Raw genomic sequence first — 17741 nt, 5'->3', positions numbered from 1 at the left:
TCGCCGGGGCGGGGCGCCTACAGGGCGTCGAACGTGCCCGTGACACGGGTGCCGGGGGACGTGTCGCCGCCGGGCGGCTGGTGGCAGGGCCGCAGCGGGACGCCCAGCGGTCCGCCGTCGGCGGTGAAGGTGGTGCACCGGAACGCGACGACGTCCCACTCGATGAGCGAGGCCGCGACGTGCCGGCCGTTCCAGGTGAACGCGGAGTCCGCGACCCGCACGCTGCACTGGGAGGCGTCCACGCCGATGGCGTTGCGCTGCAGGGTGGTCCGCTCCAGGTACGCCTGACCGCCCTGGCCGCAGTTCACGCCGGCGCCCCGGCTGCGCCGCACGGCGGTGTCGCGCAGCACCAGCCCGTCGGCGTCCACCTCGAAGGAGTGGAAACCGCCGCCGTTGCGGTCGGCGGTGGAACCCTCCACGAGCAGGTCGCCGCCGGTGGCGGCGGACCCGGCGAGCCCGTTGCCGGTGAACCAGGTGTCCTGCACGACGAGGCCGCCGTCCCGTCGCGCGGCGACCCCGACGCCGTTGCCCTCCAGGCGCGCCTGGCGGACCACCGCGCCGGCGGGTTCCCGCTGCGGTTCGTCGTAGCCCGTCCCGGCGACGACGCCCTCGCCCCAGCCGGCGACGCGGCCGTTGCGGACGACACTCAGCGTAGCGCTGTCACCACGTTCCGACGAGGTCTGCGGGGAGCGCGAACGGAACGGGTGCCCCCGCTCAGATCGAGCGGGTCTCCCCGGCGCGGTCGCGGTAGGCGGCCCGCACGTCCCCGGCCGAGGCGGCGCGCACGCGCTCGGCGAGGTCGTGCACCTGCTCGACGTCCGCGTCCACCATCGACTCCGGGACCTCCGCCAGGATCAGCCGCACCTGCCGCTCGACCTCGGCGCGCTGCTCCTGCGTGCGGGCGGCGGTGGCCACGTCGCGCAGCATGCGCAGCAGGGCGGCGAGCACGGTGGGTTCGTGCTCGCCGTAGCGGCGCACCTGCCCGCACACCAGGTCCAGGTAGTAGCGCAGGTCCCGGTCGGGCACGACGGCCCGCGCGGCGCCGTGCTCGTCCTCGTGCACGGTGGGGCCCAGCTGCTTGCCGGTCAGGCGCACCAGCAGGTCGCTCGTGTGCCCGATGCAGTGCGCGGCCGTGACCGGGTCGTTGATGCCGGGGGAGAGGGCCTTGACGGCGATGTCGGTGAGCTGGCGGAAGCCGAAGGCGGAGTCCTGCTCGATGGTGCGCTCGTAGCCGAGGGCCACCGCGTCGCGCACCCGCTCGGCCAGTTCCGCCCGGTCCTGCTCGTCCAGCCCGGGCGTCCACGCGGTGGCCAGGGGGGAACCGGTGACGACGTGGTCGCCGGGGCGCACGTCGATCCACACCACGGCGTCGTGCTCGCGCGCGGCGTCCACGAGGGCCTCGACGTCTATCAGGCGCACGAACCCGCTGCGGGTGGCGGGGATGCCGGTGCCCGCGGCCCAGTCCGCGTCCAGGTCGTCCGGGGTGCGGCGCTGGGGGTCGTCCAGGGAGGGGTAGAACGCGTCGATCGCCGTCAGGGCCTCGTCGTGGACGGTCAGCATCATCGTGTCCACCCGCAGCAGGCGCGTGAGGTGGTGGATGAAACCCAGCACCGCCGCCATCGAGGCGATGCCCAGGGCGAACGCCACGAACAGCGCCGCCGCCGGCGGGGGCTGGTCCGGGCGCATCCCGCGCAGCACCGTCAGGGAGAACACGAACGTGGCGACCAGCACCGCCAGCACGGCCTTCGTCCACGGGTCGCGCATGAAGTCGCGCAGGAGGCGCGGGGAGAACTGCTGCGAGGCCAGCTGCAGGGCCACGACGGTGAGGGAGAACGTCATCGAGATGACGCTGATGGAGGCGCCCGCGATGGCCTGCAGCATCGTGGAGGCGCCGTCCGTGCCGCCCGGCCACGCCAAGCGCGAGAGCAGTGAGGACTCCCGCGGGCGCAGTTGCGCCAGGACCAGCGCCGCGGCCAGTGACACCGCGCCGGCCACCGCCGGCCACAACCACACCTTGGCCCCGGAGCGCTCGACGTGCCGGGTGCTCTTGCGTTCAGCCATGCCTGCTGCGTACCCCCCTGCGCGGTGGGTTCAGCACTTCGCCTGCTGCTTGGGCACATCGCACCACACCCGTGTGCACCCCGGCAGCCGACGCCAGCCCCACTGCCGGCTCAGCCCGTTCAGCAGCACGACCCCGTCGTCCGCCACGTCGACGACCGCCGGTCCGGCCAGGTCGACGAGGACGGTCAGCTGGTCGGGGTGCTCGCGCACCGCCACGGTGAGCGCCCGGTCCGCGCGCCCACCGGCGGCCAGCAACTCCGCCGCTGCCTGCACGAGGTCGTCAGCGCCCTCCTCCTGCATGCCGCTCTGCTGGGCGTACAGGCCGATGAAGCGCCGAGCCTGGGCGAAGGAGTCGGCACCGGGCACCAGGCTGAGGTGCACCTCGTCCGTGACGTGCGGGTCCAGGCTCACGGTCGATCCTCCTCCCTGCTCTCGGCCGGTGCGGGCCGTGCCGTCCTCGCGGTGCCCCGGTTCACCGGGCCCACCGGGAACGGAGGGCCAGCAGCGCCTCGCCCGGGCGCACGAACCGTTCGGCGACGCTCGTGAAGAGGTCGCGCCGGACCAGGTGGCCGACGTGATCGCCGTGCACCTGCCCGGGACCCGCGGTGGGAGCGTCCAGGATGTCCTCCCCGTTGTCCGGGCGACCACTGGTCTGCAGCCGGCGGCCCAGCAGGCTCAAGGCGAGGTCGGTCATCGCCGGGCTGAACTTCTCCCCGAGCAGGAACCCGAGCGAGGCGCCCCCGACGGCGACCTGGCGGCGCGGGTGCCGGGCCATCCGCACGATCACGTCGGCGACGAGTTCGGGGGCGTAGACCGGCGGCGGCGGCTTGGTGAGGTTCGCGGTGTGGTTGCGCGAGTGCTCCCAGAACGGGGTTCCGATCCCCGCGGGCAGGATGGTGCTCACCGACACCGGCGTGCCCTCCTGCGCCAGTTCCATGCGCAGCGCGTCGTAGAACGAGCGGACGGCGAACTTCGACGCGGTGTAAGGGGCGTGCATCGGCAGGGACCGGACACCCTCGACCGAGGCCATCCCCACCAGGACGCCTCCACCGGCCCGCTCCAGAGCGGGCACCGCCACCTTGGCCGCGGCGACGTGACCGAGGAAGTTGACCTCCGTGACGCGCCGGAAGTCCTCCAGCGGGGTCTGCGCGATCGTCCCGTAGACGCTGACCCCGGCCATCGTCACCCAGGTGTCGATGCGTCCGTAGGTGCTCTCGGCCGCGGCCACCAGGGCCTGCAGGTCCTCGGGCCGGGTGATGTCCGCCGTCACGGCCACCGCCTTCCCGCCCGCACCCGTGATCTCGTCGACCAGGGTCTGCAGCGCCTGCGTCCCACGGGAAGCGCAGACGACAGCTGCTCCCCGGCGGGCGAACGCCAGCGCGGTCGCGCGGCCGATGCCGCTGGACGCGCCGAGCACGACGACGACCTGGTCCTCGATGGGCTTGGTCATGGAGTGTCCTCACTCGCGGTGGTTCCGGGGGGAGCGGAGGCGCCGGCCGCGAACGGGGCCGGGCGGCGGGGACGAGGGCGGGAAGCACCTCGTCCGCCCGTCGGCGCAGTGGTCGCAGCGCTCACGCCGTGCGCGGAGCAGCCGTGGACTCGACCGCGTGAACACGGCTCGACGCTCCTCGGCGATCGGTGCGCCGGAGGCCTGGCCGCGTTCTGCGAGCATTCCACCACCGAGCGGGTGGGCTGGCAACCGGGTGGGCAGCGGGCCGCATACCGGCCCGTGGACCGGGTAGTACGCCCGGGTACGGCGGTGCACGTGCAGGCCGCCGGGACCCCGCACCGTCCGCGGTCGGGGAGGACGTGCACGACGGGTGCGAGGCGAGGGGACGAGATGCCTGGGACGTGGTTGCTGGGACGCGCCGCGCAGGACGCAGCGGGCGAGGGGCGCGCGCAGACGCCGACCGGTGAGCGGACGGCACGGGCGGTGCTGGTGGCCGTGGAGGCCCCGGGGGAACAGGCGGGACCGGGTCCGTCCCTGGACGAGCTCGAGCGCCTCGCCGACACCGACGGGGTCGTCGTGGCGGAGCGGCTCGTGCAGTCGCGCGCTCACCCCGACCCCGCCACCTACCTCGGCTCCGGCAAGGTGCAGGAGCTGGCCGAGGTCGTGCAGCGCACCGGGGCGGACCTGGTCATCGCCGACGACGAGCTGAGCCCGGGTCAGGTGCGCAACCTCGAGGAGCGCACCGGGGTGCGGGTCGTGGACCGCACCGCGCTCATCCTGGACATCTTCGCCGGGCACGCGCACAGCAGCGAGGGCCGCACGCAGGTGGAGCTGGCGCAGATCGCCTACCAGCTGCCCCGCCTGCGCGGCCGGGGTCAGGAGATGTCGCGCGTGGGTGGTGGCCGGGTGGCCGGCGGCGCGGGCATGGGCGTGCGCGGTCCCGGTGAGACCCGGCTGGAGAGCGAGCGGCGGCGCCTGCGCCGGCGCGCGGCGAACCTGCGCAAGCAGACCCAGCAGATCGCCCGGCGCAGGCAGCGCACCCGCGCCCGCCGCTCCCGCAACGAGGTCCCGTCCGTGGCCATCACCGGTTACACCAACGCCGGCAAGTCCGCCCTGCTCAACCGCCTCACCGGCAGCGACGTGCTCGTCCAGGGCGTCCTCTTCGCCACGCTGGACCCCACGGTCCGCCGGGTCGGCGACGGCGGTTCCACCTACACCCTCACCGACACCGTCGGCTTCGTCCGCAACCTGCCCCACCAGCTCGTCGACGCCTTCCGCTCCACGCTGGAGGAGGTCGTGGAGGCCGACCTCGCCCTGCACGTCGTCGACGCCGCCGCACCCGACGCCATGGCCCAGGTCACGACCGTGCGGGGCGTCCTGTCCGAGGTGGGTGCCGCGCAGGTTCCGGAACTGCTGGTGCTGAACAAGGTCGACGTCGCCCCCCAGGAGTGGGTGCAGGCCCTGCAGCGCGCCTACCCCGATGCCGTGGCCGTCTCCGCCGTCACCGGTCAGGGCGTTCCGGAGCTGCGCGAGGCCATCGCGTCCAGGCTGCGCGACCTGGAGGGCCGGCTCCGCGCCGGCGGTTGACGCGGGTACCGACGGGGTGCGGTCGCAGGTCGGCGATCGCACCCCGCCCGGGGTCAGCCCTGCTCCGGTTCCCGCGACGGCGGCACCAGCCGTGCGGGACCGGCGGGTTTCCGGGTCGCGTTCGCCACGGCGATCTCGTACAGACCGAGCCCGGCGGTCGCCCACCGCCCCGCGACCGGTTCCCCGCGCAGCAGGGTGGCGGCCGCGAGGACGAGCTGCACCCCCGTGCCCGCATCGATGTTCAGGTGCACCGGCAGGGGGATCTTCCGCACCACGCCGCGCTCGTAGTCGGTGAGCAGGCTGTAGGCGGTGGCGCTGAACCCGACGGTGGCCAGGAGGGCGCGCGTGCGCGGCCCCCACCCCAGCACCTGCGGCAGGGTCGTGCACACCGCGGAGGTGGCGTAGTCCAGGAGCCCGTGGGTCCGCGTCGAGATCGGCTGCCGCGGGGCCAGCGGATCGCGGTGAGCGGCGTCGGCGGGCACGACCACCCCGTCCGCGGCCGCGTCGAGCCCACCGGTGGTGAAGGCGTGGACGAGGCGGGCGGCGATGTGCGGCGCGGAGTAGTGCACGTTGTGCGCCGCGCCCTCCACCACGACCAGCCGCCCGTCCGGCAGCATCCCCGCCACCCGCTCCGCCCACCCCTGCGACAGGGTCTGGTCGTGACGGCCGCGCACCACCAGGACGGGTGCCTGCACCAGCGGGAGGCGGTCCTCGATCGGGTCGTCCACCGTGTGCGCGAGCTGGGCGAACACCCGGAAACCCCGGGCGGAGGCGTAGTCGGCCTGGTAGACGGAGTTCAGCGACGGCGCCTCGAACAGCATGTTGCGCAGCACCCGCGCGTACTGCTTCACGGGCGAGCGGTAGGCGGGATCGGGGGTGGGGCCCTCCAGCACGAGGCGCTCCACCCGTTCGGGGAACCGGGCGGCGACCTCCAGGGCGACCTGCACGCCGACGGAGTTCCCGAACAGGACCGCCCGGTCCACACCGACGGCGTCCATCCACGCCAGCAGGTGCTCGGTCTGCTCGTGCACCCGCGGGCCCGCCGGCCGGTTCGCCCCGGCGGGCGGAGGGGTGCGGCCGAAACCCGGCAGGTCGGGGGCCAGCACGCGGTGCCCGAGGGCCGCCAGCCGCCGGCCCAGCGGAACGAAGTAGCGGCTGGACAGGCCCAGGCCGTGGACCAGCACGATCGGGGTGCGCGGTTCGGTCCCGGTACCGCCCTCCCAGGTGCGGGTGTGCACCTCGACACCCAGGGCCGGTACCGGCGTCCGCACGCGCCGGGGCTCGGGCCCTCGGCCGGTCTCCCCGCCGGTGGACGGTGCGGGCGTGGTCGCGCTGCTCGATCTCATGGTTTCCTCTGCTCGGGACGTGCTGTGGAACGTGGTCGTCAGAGCGCCGACGACTGCGCGGGCACCTCGCACCAGACCTGCAGCGCCTCGGGCGTGCGGCGCCGGCCCCAGTCCCGGCTGAGGCCGGACAGGGGCAGGCGCATGCGGTCACCGTCACCGGAGGTTCCAGCACCGGAGTCGAACATCAGGTTCTGACCTCTCTGCGCGGTGCTGTGAACACCGCCCGCAACTCGCGGGCGACGCCGGCTGCGTCCCCCGCACCGGGGGCGATGTCCAGGACCGGTTCCAAGCCGAAGAAGCGCACCAGGGCAGCCGGGCGCGGGCGCAGCCCCACCACCCGCAGCGACCCGCCGCCGACGCGGGTGGCCGCCGAGAGCTCCACCAGCACCCCCAGGGCCGCGCAGTCCAGGAACGTCACACCGGACAGGTCCAGTTCCACGACCCGCGCGCCCCGGGTGAAGGGGTGCACCAGACGGCGGATCGTCTCCACGTTGGAGGCGTCCAGCTCGCCGGCGAAGCTGAGGGCCCCCGGATCCGAGGACTGGACGATCATCGAGCGACTCATGACCACCTCGCAGGTGCGTTGCATGAGTGGCCGTGTCTTGACCGACGGCAACGCTACGGCGGCCCAGCCGCACCAGCAACCCTCGCCCCTGCGGAGCCCGCGCCCCGGCTCGTGCAGGGGGGAGTGGAGCCGGGGGTCTACCATCGGGGGTACTGCGCCGCCGTCGCAGCACCCCCGCCGAGCGGGCGGGGGCACTGCGACGGTCCGGGTTGTACCCCAGCTCTCGCAGGAGCCCGTTCCCGCGCCCGCGGGGGCGGGAGCCGTCGCGAAGCCCGGGTGCCGCCCGGTCTCCGTTCCCCGAGCGGAGGAAACCGCCGTGCCCACCCCGTCCAGCACCCCCACCCCGCCCAGCACCCCGGACGCTTCCGGCGCCCCAGGCCCTCCCGGCACCTCTGAGCGCGGCATCACCCTGGGCGCCGCCGGCACCCTGGAGGCCGACAGCGCCCCCGGAACCGACAGCACCGGCGGGACCGAGAGCACCGGCGGAAGCGGCGGCATCCTGCACCCCGCCCGAGGCCACGATCGAGCCGCAGCAGGCCTTCGCCGAGCTGGGTGCCCTCGTGGTTGGTGAAACCCCCTGGGAGAGGTCCTCAAGCGCGTGGCCGAGCTGGCCACCGCCTGCGTGCCCGGCGCCGAGGAGGTTTCGGTGACCTTGCTCGAGGGCGACAAGGGCCGCAGCGCCGCCTTCACCGGCGCGCTGGCCGCCTCCTTGGACGAGCGGCAGTACGCCGCCGGTTTCGGCCCGTGCATCGACGCGGCGCAGTCCGGGCAGGTCATCCGCATCGACGACACCGCCGCGGAGGAGACCTACCCGGACTTCGCCCCGATCGCCGCGCGGCAGGGGGTGCGCAGCACCGTCTCGGTGGGCATGCCGATGCCGCAGCGCATCGTGGGCGGGCTGAACGTGTACCGCTTCGACGACGGCGTCCTGGACGCCGAGGCGGTGGAGCTGCTGCAGATCTTCGCCGGGTACGCGGCCATCGCGCTGGCGAACCACTCCCTGTACGCCTCGGCGGTGGCGTTGAGCACCAACCTGCAGATCGCGTTGCAGTCGCGGGCGGTGATCGAGCAGGCCAAGGGCGTGCTGGTCGCGAGCTTGCACTGCACCCCGGAGGAGGCGTTCCAGCACGTGGTGCGCCGCTCGCAGCACGCCAACCGCAAGCTGCGTGCGATCGCCACCGAGATCGTCGAGCGCGCCGCCCGGGCCTGAGCCGCAGCACGCACCGGGGATCAGTCCAGCGGGCCCTCCCAGGGGCGGGGTTCCCCGCCGCGCAACTGCCGGTCGAACTCGTCGAGGACCCAGGCGGACAGCTCCGCCACGTCGGGCGGCGCCCCCGTGGTGAGCAGTTCCGCGGCACGGCCCAGGCGGTCCAGTTCCGCCATGCGGGTGCGCCAGCGCCGCACCTGCTCCAGGTGCCCGGGGCGCCGCTCGTACTCCAGGTCCACGCACTCCAGCCCGGCGGCCAGCGCGGCGACCTTGCGCGTCTCCGCGGCGTTGAGGTGGCCGCCGTACTCCGCTTCGAGCATCGCCGTGACCTCGTCGGCCAGGCCCGCCGCGCCCGGGTCCGCCGAGGCGTGCGCCAGGTCCAGCAGCCGTAGTTCGCGCAGCACGGCCTCGCGGTGCTCGCGCAGGCGCACCCCGCGGCGCAGCGGGTAGCGCAGCAGGCGCACGGGTGGCTGCCCGGCGTCCGGGGGTGGCCGGGACGGTCCCCGCCCGGTGGGGTCGGGGCTGGTGGGGGCGGCCCCCGTGAGCTCGTCGTCCGCGAACTCGGCCAGGACCGAGGCCCACTCCGCGGCCCACTCCGCGGCCGCCGGGGGCCCGGCGCCGGGTCCCGCCGCGGCGTCCGCGGGCGCCGGGGAGGGGCTCAGCTCGCACCAGACGGTCTTGCCGTCGTCGTGCGGGTCGCTGCCGCGCGCGACGGTGAGGGCCGTGATGAGGGGCAGCCCGCGGCCGGTGGCGGCGGTGAGGCTGTGCGGCACCCACTGGGGCGTGACGGGGGAGGTGTCGACGACCTCCACGCGCACGGCGGCGGCGGTGACGTGCACGGTGAGCAGGACGGTGCCGCCGGCGTGCAGCACCGCGTTGGTGACGAGCTCGCTGGCGCAGACCTCGGCGTCGGCGACGACCTCGTCGGGCACCTGCCCGGTCAGTGCGCGGCGGACGTGGCGGCGGGCGCGGGCGGCGCTGCCGGCCTCCGCGGGCAGCGGCAGGGTGCGGTCGTCGTCCAGCACGTGCGCCCCCCTTCCGCGGTCCCCGACGCACTCTAGAGGGCAATGACACAACGTCCATACCTGGTGACCGAGAGTGGGTGCAGGGGTGATCGTGCCGCCGGGCGACGCCGGCACCACCCTGGAGGGGTGATCGACCGCCTGCCCTCGCCCACCGCCCCTCCCCTGGAGGGCACGGTGATGATGCACCAGCACTGGGACGACATCGCGTTCCTGCACTGGGCCGTGGAGCCCGCACGCGTCGCCCCGCACCTGCCGCCCGGTGCGCGCCCCGACGTGCTGGACGGGCGCACCTACGTGGGGCTGCTGCCGTTCACGCTGCGCGGCGCCGCCCCGGGCGCCCTGCCCGCGGTGCCGCACCTGGGCACCTTCCTGGAGACGAACGTGCGGTTCTACTCCGTCGACGACGCCGGCCGGCGCGGCGTCGTGTTCGCCAGCCTGGACGCCTCCCGGCTGGCGGTGGTCCTCGGCGCCCGGGCGGTGTTTGCCCTGCCGTACCGGTGGTCGCTCATGCGCCACGCCGTGCGGGTGCGCGGCGGCGCCCGCGAACTGCTGTGGACGTGCCGCACCCGTTCCGGCGCCACCAGCCGCGTCGCGGTGCGCGAGGGTGCACCGCTGGGCGCACCCGACGACGTGGCCACGTTCGTCAGCGCCCGCTACGGCCTGCACGTCGCCCGCGGCGGCCGCACCCGCTGGATCGCCAACGAGCACGAGCCGTGGCCGCTGCGCGGCGCGGAACTGCTCGAGCTGGACGACGGGCTGCTGGGCGCCGCCGGGTTCGGGGACCTCGCCGGCCGGTCCCCCGACCACGTCGCGTTCGCCCGGCGGGTCACCACCCGGTTCGCGCTGCCGCGGGAACTCGCTCGCACCGCGCCCCGTTGAACCCGGGGACACCCGCCGTCGAGAACAGGAGAGGACCGCCGCCGCCGTGCGCGACGACGATCGTTCCGAAGACCCCCCGAGTACCCGCCCCGTCACCGCGCGACCCGCGCGCCCCCGCACCGCCGAGGGGGTGCACGGACGGTGACGGACGTGCTCACCCTCCTGCTGGGCGTGCTGGTGGTCGTGCTCATCACCGTGGCCACCGCCTACTTCGTGGCCCAGGAGTTCGCCTACATGTCGGTGGACCGCTCCGGTCTGGGCGCGCGCGCCGAGGCCGGCGACGCCGGCGCGCGGCGCGCCCTGGCGGTCACCCGGCGCACCTCGTTCATGCTCTCCGGCGCGCAGCTGGGCATCACCGTCACCGGCCTGCTCGTCGGGTACGTCGCCGAACCGCTCATCGGCGAGTCGCTGGGCGCGCTGCTGGGCGGGGTGGGCGTCCCCACCGCCGTCAGCGTCGGTGTCGGCGCGGTGTTCGCGCTGCTGCTGTCCACGTTCGTGCAGATGCTCTTCGGCGAGCTGTTCCCGAAGAACTACGCCATCGCCCGGCCCGAGCCGGTCGCCACGTGGCTGTCGCGTTCCACCCTCGTGTACCTCAAGGCCTTCGGCTGGCTGATCTGGGTGTTCGACCAGGCGTCCAACCTGCTGCTCCGCTCGCTGCGCATCGAGCCGGTGCACGACGTCGAGCACGCCGCCACCGCGCGCGACCTCGAGCACATCGTCGAGGAGTCCCGCGAGAGCGGCGACCTGCCGGACGACCTGGCCGTGATGCTCGACCGGATCCTCGACTTCCCCCGGCGCGACGTCGAGCACGCGATGATCCCCCGCGCGCGCGTCGACACCGTCACCGACACCGACGACCTCGGGCTGCTGCGGGCGCTCATGGCGGTCGGCCACTCCCGTTACCCGGTGCTGGCCGCCGGGTCCGGCGACGTCGTCGGCGTCGTGCACCTGGCCGACCTGCTGAGCACGACCGAGCCGGACACCGCGCCCGTCACCGCCATCGCGCGCCCGCCGCTGGTCGTGTCCACCCTGACGGCCCTGCCGGACGTGCTGCGCGAGCTGACGCGGACGAGGAACCAGCTCGCCTGCGTCGTCGACGAGTACGGCGGCTTCGCCGGTGTCGTCACCGTCGAGGACCTCGCCGAGGAGCTCGTCGGGGAGATCACCGACGAGCACGACGAGGCGCGCCCCGAGTACGGGCCCGTGCCCGGCGACGGCGTGTGGGAGATGGCCGGCGAAGTGCACGTCGACGAGGTCGAGCGCTCCCTCGGCGTGGACCTGCCGCGCGGCGACTACGAGACCGTCGCCGGCCTGGTCATCGCCGCCCACGGCGGACTGCCCCGGCCGGGCACCGCGCTGACCGTCGACCTGCCCGCGGACCCGGCCGACCTCGCCCTCGACGAGGACGCCGAGCCCCGCAAGCTGCACGTGCGCGTCCTCGCCGTCGAGCGGCACGTGCCCTCCCGGGTGCGCCTGGAGCTGCCCGACGCCGCTGCACCCGCTGGACCCGCCCCCGAGCAGGAGAGCCCCGATGAGTGACGACCCGCTGGTCGTCGTCCCCGTGACCGCCGCGATCGTCGCCCTGAGCGCGTTCTTCGTGGCGGTCGAGTTCGCCCTGCTGGCCGCCAAGCGGCACCGCCTGGAGGACGCCGCCGGCACCGCCTCCGGGCGCGCCGCCCTGCGCAGCTCCTCCGAGCTGACGGTCCTGCTGGCCGGCTCGCAGCTGGGCATCACCGCCTGCACCCTCGCCCTGGGCGCGATCAGCAAGCCGGCCGTGCACCACTGGCTGACCCCGCTGTTCGAGACCGCGGGCCTGCCCCTGGTCGCCGCCGACGTCCTGGGGTTCGTCCTCGCCCTGTTCATCGTCACCTTCATCCACCTCGTCGTCGGCGAGATGGCCCCGAAGTCCTGGGCCATCGCCCACCCGGAGCGCTCGGCGCTGCTCCTGGCGATCCCCATGCGCATGTTCATGTGGGTCTTCCGCCCGGTGCTGAAGGCGCTGAACTCCGCCGCGAACGCGCTGGTGCGCCGGGCCGGCGCCGAACCGGCCGACGAGGTCGCCGCCGGGCACAGCCCCGACGCGCTGCGCCACCTGCTGGAGCACTCCGCGAACGTCGGCGCCCTGGACGCGCGGTTCTCCGCGCAGCTGTCCGGCGCCCTGGAGCTGGAGCGGATGACGGTGCGCGAACTGCTGCGCCCCGGTTCGCCGCTGGCCTCGGTGCCGCACGGCGCCACCGCCGGGGACGTGCGCGAGGTGACCCGCCGGACCGGGCACCTGCGCGTCCTCGTCGGCGACCCGGAGCGCGTCAGCGGCGTGGTCCACGTCCGCGACACGCTCACCGAACCCGACGAGGCCCTCGCGGACCCCTTCGTGCGGCCGGTGTTCACGCTGCCCGCGGGCACCACCGTGCACGCCGCGCTGACGGCCATGCGCGAGACCCGCAACCACCTCGCCGTCGTCACCGCGGAGGGCGCCGGCGAGGGCACCGGCGGGGGCGCCGTGCTCGGCGTGGTCACCCTGGCCGACGTGCTGCGCCGCCTCCTGCCGGAGCCCGGGGGCGCGGTCGGCGTGGCACGATCGGCCGGGTGAGCGAACCCGAGACCGTCCCCGAGCAGGTCCCCGTCTGGGAGCGCCGGTTCCGCGCCGGCCGGGTCGGGCTGCCGGAGTGGGCCGAGGACGCGCCCGACCGCTGCGTCGTGACGGCCACCGTGCACGGCGTGCTGGAGGTGCACTCCTTCGACGCCGCCACCGGCCGGCTGCGCCGCGCGACCGAGCGCCCGGAGGGCACCTCCAGCGCCACGATCGACCCGGCGGGGGAGTTCGTGTGGTGGTTCGACGACACCGCCGGCGACGAGTTCGGGGTGTGGCGGCGCCAGCCGTTCGGATCCGGGCCCGGCGAGGGCGTCGAGGACCCCCTCGGCCTGCCCGCCGCCTACCCGGCGGGCCTGGCGATCGGCCGCAGCGGCGTCGTCGTCGCGGGCGGCAGCGACGACGAGCACGGCACCCGCGTCCACGTCGTCTCCGGCGGCACCTCGCGGGTGCTGTACGCGCACCGCGAGGACGCCTGGGTGGCCGACCTGTCGCCCGACGAGGAACTGGTGGCGATCTCGCAGTCCGAGCACGGCGACTCGCGCCACCCGGACCTGCGGGTGCTGCGCCTGGCCGACGGCTCGGTGGTGCGCGAACTGTCCGACGGCCCCGGCAAGGGCGTCTCGCCGGTCGCCTTCTCGCCCGTGCCCGGCGACGCTCGCCTGCTGGTGGAGCACGAGCGCGCCGGTCGCGCCGAACTGCTCGTCCTGGACGTCGCCACCGGCGAGGAGACCCCCGTCGTGCTCGGCGTGCCGGGGGAGGTGGCCGGTGCGGAGTGGACCCGCGACGGGCGGGGCCTGGTCGTGCTGGTGGACCACCACGCCCGCACCCTGCTGCACCGCGTGGACCTGACCACCGGCCACGTCGAGGCGATCGGCCCGAGCGGGGGCAGCGTCGGCGCCGCCACCGCCCGCCCGGACGGCGACGTGTGGCTGGTGTGGTCCTCGGCGCAGCGCCCGCCGGCGGTGCGCACCCTGGCCGGGGACGTGCTGCTGCGCGCGCCGGGCGAGCCCGCCCCCGAGTCGGTGCCCGTGGAGGACGTCTGGGTGGACGGCGACGGGGGGCGCGTGCACGCGCTGCTGCGCCGACCGGCCGGCGCCGAGGGGCCGCTGCCGCTGGTGGTGGAGGTCCACGGCGGCCCCACCGCCCACGACACCGACGCCTTTCGCGCCTACCCCTCGACGTGGGTGGACGAGGGTTTCGCCGTCGTGCAGGTGAACTACCGCGGCTCCACCGGGTACGGCTCGGTGTGGCGCGACGCGCTGGAGGCGCGGGTCGGGCACACCGAGCTCGCCGACGTGGCCGCCGTCGCCGACCACCTCGTCGCCACCGGCGTCGCCGACTCGCAGCGGCTGGTGCTGGCCGGTGCCTCCTGGGGCGGGTACCTCACGCTGCTGGGGCTGGGCGCGCAGCCGCAGCGCTGGGCGGTGGGGCTGGCCGCGGTGCCGGTGGCGGACTACGTCGCCGCGTACGAGGACGAGATGGAGGGGCTGAAGGCGTTCGACCGCTCCCTGTTCGGCGGCTCGCCGCAGCAGGTGCCGGGCAAGTACGAGGACGCCTCCCCGATCACGTACGTGGACGCGGTGCGCGCGCCGGTGCTGGTGCTGGCCGGGCAGAACGACCCGCGCTGCCCGATCCGGCAGATCGAGAACTACCTGGCGCGGTTGGAGGCGCTCGGCGTGGTGCACGAGACGTACCGCTACGACGCGGGTCACGGTTCCCTGCTGGACGACGAGCGGGTGCGCCAGATGCGCGTCGAGCTGGACTTCGTCCGCCGCCACCTCCCCTGACCCCGAACCCCCTACCCCCTCCCTGCCGTGATCTTGCACGGTTGAGACCTCAACCGTGCAAGATCACGGCAGGGAGGGGGAGCGCGGGGAGGGGGAGCGCGGGGAGGGGGTCAGGCGAGGAGGGTCAGGTAGAGCAGGCAGGCGTTCAGGGCCACGACCAGGGTGACGGCCACGCCCGCCGCCACCCGCGTGCCGGTGCGGTTGGCGTGCTCGCCCATCAGCGCGCGGTCGCTGGTCAGCCGCACCAGCGGCACCAGCGCGAACGGGATGCCGAAGCTCAGCACCACCTGGCTGACCACGAGCGCGCGCGTCGGATCCACCCCCACCCCCAGGCACACCAGCGCCGGGACGAGCGTGATCGCCCTGCGCGCCAGCAGCGGCACGTCCACGCGCAGCAGCCCCTGCATGATGATCGAGCCGGCGTAGGCGCCCACGGACGTCGAGGCCAGCCCGGAGGCCAGCAGCCCGACCGCGAACAGCAGCGCCGCGCCCGTGCCGAGGTGGTCCAGCACGGCCGCGTGCGCGCCCTCGAGGGTGTCGGTGCCCGCCACGCCCCGCAGCGCGGACGCGGCCAGCAGCAGCATCGAGATGTTCACCACGCCCGCCAGGACGAGCGCGCCGACGACGTCGAGGCGGGTGGCGCGCAGCACGCGGCGCGTGCAGTCGGCGGCGACGTCGCCGTGGTGGTCGCGGGCCATCGCCGAGTGCAGGTAGATCGCGTGCGGCATGACGGTGGCGCCGAGCATGCTCGCGGCCAGCAGCACCGTGTCGGCCCCGGCGAAGCGCGGCACCAGCCCGGCGGCCGCCTCGGCCGCGTCCGGCGGGGCCAGCACGACGCCGGAGACGAACCCGGCGACGACCACGAGCAGCAGGGCCACCACCGCCGCCTCGAACCACCGCACCCCGGCCCGGTTGTGCAGGGCCAGCAGCAGCAGGGACGCCGCGCCGGTGATGACGCCCCCCGCCAGCAGCGGGGTGCCGAAGAGCAGGTGCAGGGCGACGGCGCCGCCGATGACCTCGGCGAGGTCGGTGGCGATCGCCACGAGCTCGGCCTGCCCCCAGTAGGCCAGGCGGGCGGGGGTGCCCAGGCGCTCGCGCAGCAGTTCGGGCAGGGTGCGCCCGGACACGACGCTGAGCTTGGCGGACAGGTACTGCACGAGCACCGCCATGCCGTTGGCGGCGACGAGCACCCACAGCAGCAGGTACCCGTAGCGGGCGCCCGCGGTGAGGTTCGCGGCCACGTTGCCGGGATCGACGTAGGCGACGGCCGCGACGAACGCGGGGCCGAGCAGGCGCAGCAGCCCCGAGCGGGGCGTGCGGGTGTTCTCCTGCTCGGCCGGGCGCTCGTCGGTGGTCACGGGGTGACCGTACCGATGGTTTCGGTGCACCGAAACCTGAGGTCAGAGCTCCTTGCCGAAGCACAGGCACAGCGGGCTGTCCGCCCACTGCCCGAACGGCGGGATCCGTTCGTACCCCAGCGCCGTGTAGAGCGCCACCGCTTCCGGCTGCGCCGTCCCCGTCTCCAGCCGCACCCGCCGCGCGCCGCGCTCGCGGGCCAGGTCCTCGAACGCCCCCACGAGGCGCCGGGCGACGCCGCGCCCGCGGGCCGCCTCCCGCACGAACACCCGCTTCATGTCCACCCCGCCCGCGAACTCCGCCGGGTCGGCGTCGGCCTGCGCGATGCACCCGGCCGGTTCACCGTCCAGCAGCCCCAGCAGGAACCGGGTGCCCGGCGCCAGGTGGTACTCGTCGCGGCTGCCCGTGGGGTAGCGGCGCAGCAGCTCGTCGACCGCCTCGACGAGCAGCGCTTCCAGCCTCTCGTCGCCGCGCTCGGCCGCGACGACCTCCACGGCGCCGCGCCTCGTGCCGGCCCGCTCAGGCACCGGCGTCCTCCCGCTGCTGCGCCACCGCCCGGCGGCGCTGCGCCGGCACCGCGGCCACGGACGGGTCCAGCGGGGCGCGGCCGGTGGCGTCGGCGCGGGCGGCCACCGCCAGGACGCCCAGGCCCACCACGGACAGCCCCGCGGCGACCAGCGCGGTGGAGGCGTAGCCGAAACCGACGTCGATGACCGCCCCGCCGAGGAACGCACCCATCGCGTTGCCGGTGTTGAAGCCCGCCTGCATGGCGGCCGAGGCCATGCTCGCCCCGCCCCCGGCCGCGACGATCCCGCGCGTCTGGATCGAGGAGGACAGCGAGAACGCGACGAACGCGAACGCGAACACCCCGGCCGCGGCCGCCAGCGGCGAGGAGGCGACCGCGAACAGCACCACGTACACCACGACCAGCCCGGACATCCCCATCACCAGGGTGCGCTGCACCGACCAGTCGGCCAGGCGCCCGCCGAGCAGGTTGCCGAAGGTCGCCCCCAGGCCGAAGAGCACCAGCACCCACGACACCGACGACTCCGCCATGCCGGAGACCTCCGTCAGCAGCGGGGAGACGTAGCTCAGGACGGTGAACAGCCCGCCGAACCCGATGACGGTGATGAGCAGCGTCAGCCACACCTGGCCGCGGCGGAAGGCGGACAGCTCGGTGCGCAGCGACCCGGTGCCGGTGCGCACGTCCGGCACCAGCGCGGTGAGCGCCACCAGGGTCGCCACCCCGATCAGCCCGACCAGCCCGTACGTCACGCGCCAGCCGAACTGCTGGCCCACCGACGTGCCCAGCGGCACGCCCACGACGTTCGCCACCGTCAGGCCCGCGAACACCAGGGACATCGCGCGCCCCTCCTTGCCGGCGGGGGCCAGCGCGCGCGCCACGACCGCGGCGGCGCCGAAGAACGCCCCGTGCGCCAGGCCGGTGAGGAACCGCGCGCCCACGAGGGTCGCGAACGTCGGGGCGAGCGCGGTGGCGACGTGCCCGGCGGTGAACAGCACCATGAGGCCGATGAGGACCTGCCGGCGGGGGCGCGAGTGCGTCAGCGCGGTCAGGGTCGGCGCGCCGACGACGACGCCCAGGGCGTAGGAGGTGATGATCCAGCCGGCCAGCGGGATGGACACCCCGAACGCCGCGGCCACCTGGGGCAGCAGGCCCATGGACACGAACTCGGTGGTCCCGATGCCGAAGGCGCCGACGGCCAGGGCGAGGAGGGCGAGGGGCACGGTGGTGCTTCTTCCTGCAGAGCGGTGCGGGTGGGGGTGTCGAGTGCTCCGTCGCCTGGTCGACGCACCGATCATCCCCCACGCGCAGCCCCCCGGCCGCCCGGGGCGCGCGACGGCCCCCGGCGCGGTGCGCGCCGGG

Annotated in this window: 16 protein-coding genes; 6 read left to right on the top strand and 10 right to left on the bottom strand. The window is 75.1% G+C overall.

Annotation, left to right across the window (positions count from 1 at the left end; translation table 11 throughout):
• Positions 1-17: 17 nt before the first annotated feature.
• From ACRYM0_RS13360 to ACRYM0_RS13345, 4 genes are all read right to left on the bottom strand, one after another.
• The gene (locus ACRYM0_RS13360; protein ID WP_432505811.1) at positions 18-554 is read right to left on the bottom strand and encodes a hypothetical protein; all 537 of its coding nucleotides are present in this window, start codon (positions 552-554) and stop codon (positions 18-20) included.
• A gap of 160 nt (positions 555-714) precedes the next feature.
• Positions 715-2061, bottom strand: coding sequence for a DUF2254 domain-containing protein (locus tag ACRYM0_RS13355; RefSeq protein WP_432505809.1), 1347 nt, complete (start codon positions 2059-2061; stop codon positions 715-717).
• Positions 2062-2091: 30 nt separating this feature from the next.
• On the bottom strand, positions 2092-2472 hold the full coding sequence (locus ACRYM0_RS13350; protein WP_432505807.1) for a hypothetical protein: 381 nt from the start codon (positions 2470-2472) through the stop codon (positions 2092-2094).
• 61 nt (positions 2473-2533) lie between these two features.
• On the bottom strand, positions 2534-3511 hold the full coding sequence (locus ACRYM0_RS13345; protein ID WP_432505806.1) for an SDR family oxidoreductase: 978 nt from the start codon (positions 3509-3511) through the stop codon (positions 2534-2536).
• Between the two features lie 390 nt (positions 3512-3901).
• On the opposite strand from ACRYM0_RS13345, the gene hflX reads away from it, so the two are divergent.
• Positions 3902-5098: a GTPase HflX gene (gene hflX / locus ACRYM0_RS13340; RefSeq protein ID WP_432505804.1), complete on the top strand. Its 1197-nt coding sequence runs from the start codon at positions 3902-3904 to the stop codon at positions 5096-5098.
• A 53-nt stretch (positions 5099-5151) separates the two neighbouring features.
• Here hflX and ACRYM0_RS13335 read toward each other — a convergent pair whose 3' ends face one another.
• A complete protein-coding gene (locus ACRYM0_RS13335) occupies positions 5152-6444 on the bottom strand; it encodes an alpha/beta fold hydrolase (RefSeq protein ID WP_432505802.1) in 1293 nt (430 codons plus the stop codon).
• A gap of 184 nt (positions 6445-6628) precedes the next feature.
• The gene (locus ACRYM0_RS13330) at positions 6629-7009 is read right to left on the bottom strand and encodes an anti-sigma factor antagonist (protein ID WP_432505800.1); all 381 of its coding nucleotides are present in this window, start codon (positions 7007-7009) and stop codon (positions 6629-6631) included.
• 598 nt (positions 7010-7607) lie between these two features.
• Between ACRYM0_RS13330 and ACRYM0_RS13325 the strand changes: the two genes are divergently transcribed.
• Complete coding sequence (locus tag ACRYM0_RS13325; RefSeq protein WP_432505798.1) at positions 7608-8219, top strand: ANTAR domain-containing protein; 612 nt, start codon at positions 7608-7610, stop codon at positions 8217-8219.
• A gap of 20 nt (positions 8220-8239) precedes the next feature.
• Here the strand turns inward: ACRYM0_RS13325 and ACRYM0_RS13320 are convergent, their stop codons facing one another.
• Positions 8240-9241, bottom strand: a complete 1002-nt coding sequence (locus ACRYM0_RS13320; protein WP_432505796.1) for an ATP-binding protein — start codon at positions 9239-9241, stop codon at positions 8240-8242.
• A 126-nt stretch (positions 9242-9367) separates the two neighbouring features.
• On the opposite strand from ACRYM0_RS13320, the gene ACRYM0_RS13315 reads away from it, so the two are divergent.
• The 4 genes from ACRYM0_RS13315 to ACRYM0_RS13300 all read left to right on the top strand — a co-directional run bounded on the left by ACRYM0_RS13315 (position 9368) and on the right by ACRYM0_RS13300 (position 14500).
• Positions 9368-10120, top strand: coding sequence for a YqjF family protein (locus tag ACRYM0_RS13315; RefSeq protein WP_432505794.1), 753 nt, complete (start codon positions 9368-9370; stop codon positions 10118-10120).
• A 141-nt stretch (positions 10121-10261) separates the two neighbouring features.
• Positions 10262-11659 carry a hemolysin family protein gene (locus tag ACRYM0_RS13310; RefSeq protein WP_432505793.1) on the top strand — a complete coding sequence of 466 codons (1398 nt, stop codon included), beginning with the start codon at positions 10262-10264 and terminating at the stop codon, positions 11657-11659.
• Entirely contained in the window at positions 11652-12710 is a 1059-nt protein-coding gene (locus ACRYM0_RS13305) for a hemolysin family protein (RefSeq protein WP_432505791.1), read from the top strand. The genes ACRYM0_RS13310 and ACRYM0_RS13305 overlap by 8 nt, the downstream gene beginning before the upstream one ends.
• Complete coding sequence (locus ACRYM0_RS13300; RefSeq protein WP_432505828.1) at positions 12698-14500, top strand: S9 family peptidase; 1803 nt, start codon at positions 12698-12700, stop codon at positions 14498-14500. The genes ACRYM0_RS13305 and ACRYM0_RS13300 overlap by 13 nt, the downstream gene beginning before the upstream one ends.
• 110 nt (positions 14501-14610) lie before the next feature.
• Here ACRYM0_RS13300 and ACRYM0_RS13295 read toward each other — a convergent pair whose 3' ends face one another.
• Genes ACRYM0_RS13295 through ACRYM0_RS13285 form a run of 3 tightly spaced genes read right to left on the bottom strand, consistent with a single transcriptional unit; the run spans position 14611 to position 17602 of the window.
• Complete coding sequence (locus ACRYM0_RS13295; RefSeq protein WP_432505789.1) at positions 14611-15858, bottom strand: Nramp family divalent metal transporter; 1248 nt, start codon at positions 15856-15858, stop codon at positions 14611-14613.
• Positions 15859-15900: 42 nt separating this feature from the next.
• The gene (locus tag ACRYM0_RS13290; protein WP_432505787.1) at positions 15901-16383 is read right to left on the bottom strand and encodes a GNAT family N-acetyltransferase; all 483 of its coding nucleotides are present in this window, start codon (positions 16381-16383) and stop codon (positions 15901-15903) included.
• Entirely contained in the window at positions 16376-17602 is a 1227-nt protein-coding gene (locus tag ACRYM0_RS13285; RefSeq protein ID WP_432505786.1) for an MFS transporter, read from the bottom strand. Before ACRYM0_RS13285 ends, ACRYM0_RS13290 begins: the two co-directional genes overlap by 8 nt.
• Positions 17603-17741: the final 139 nt, after the last annotated feature.

It is taken from the genome of Kineococcus arenarius subsp. arenarius, assembly GCF_050871845.1.
Lineage (GTDB): Bacteria > Actinomycetota > Actinomycetes > Actinomycetales > Kineococcaceae > Kineococcus.
The sequence above is the reverse complement of the archived record's forward strand: the minus strand, read 5'-3'. Positions and strand labels throughout refer to the sequence as shown.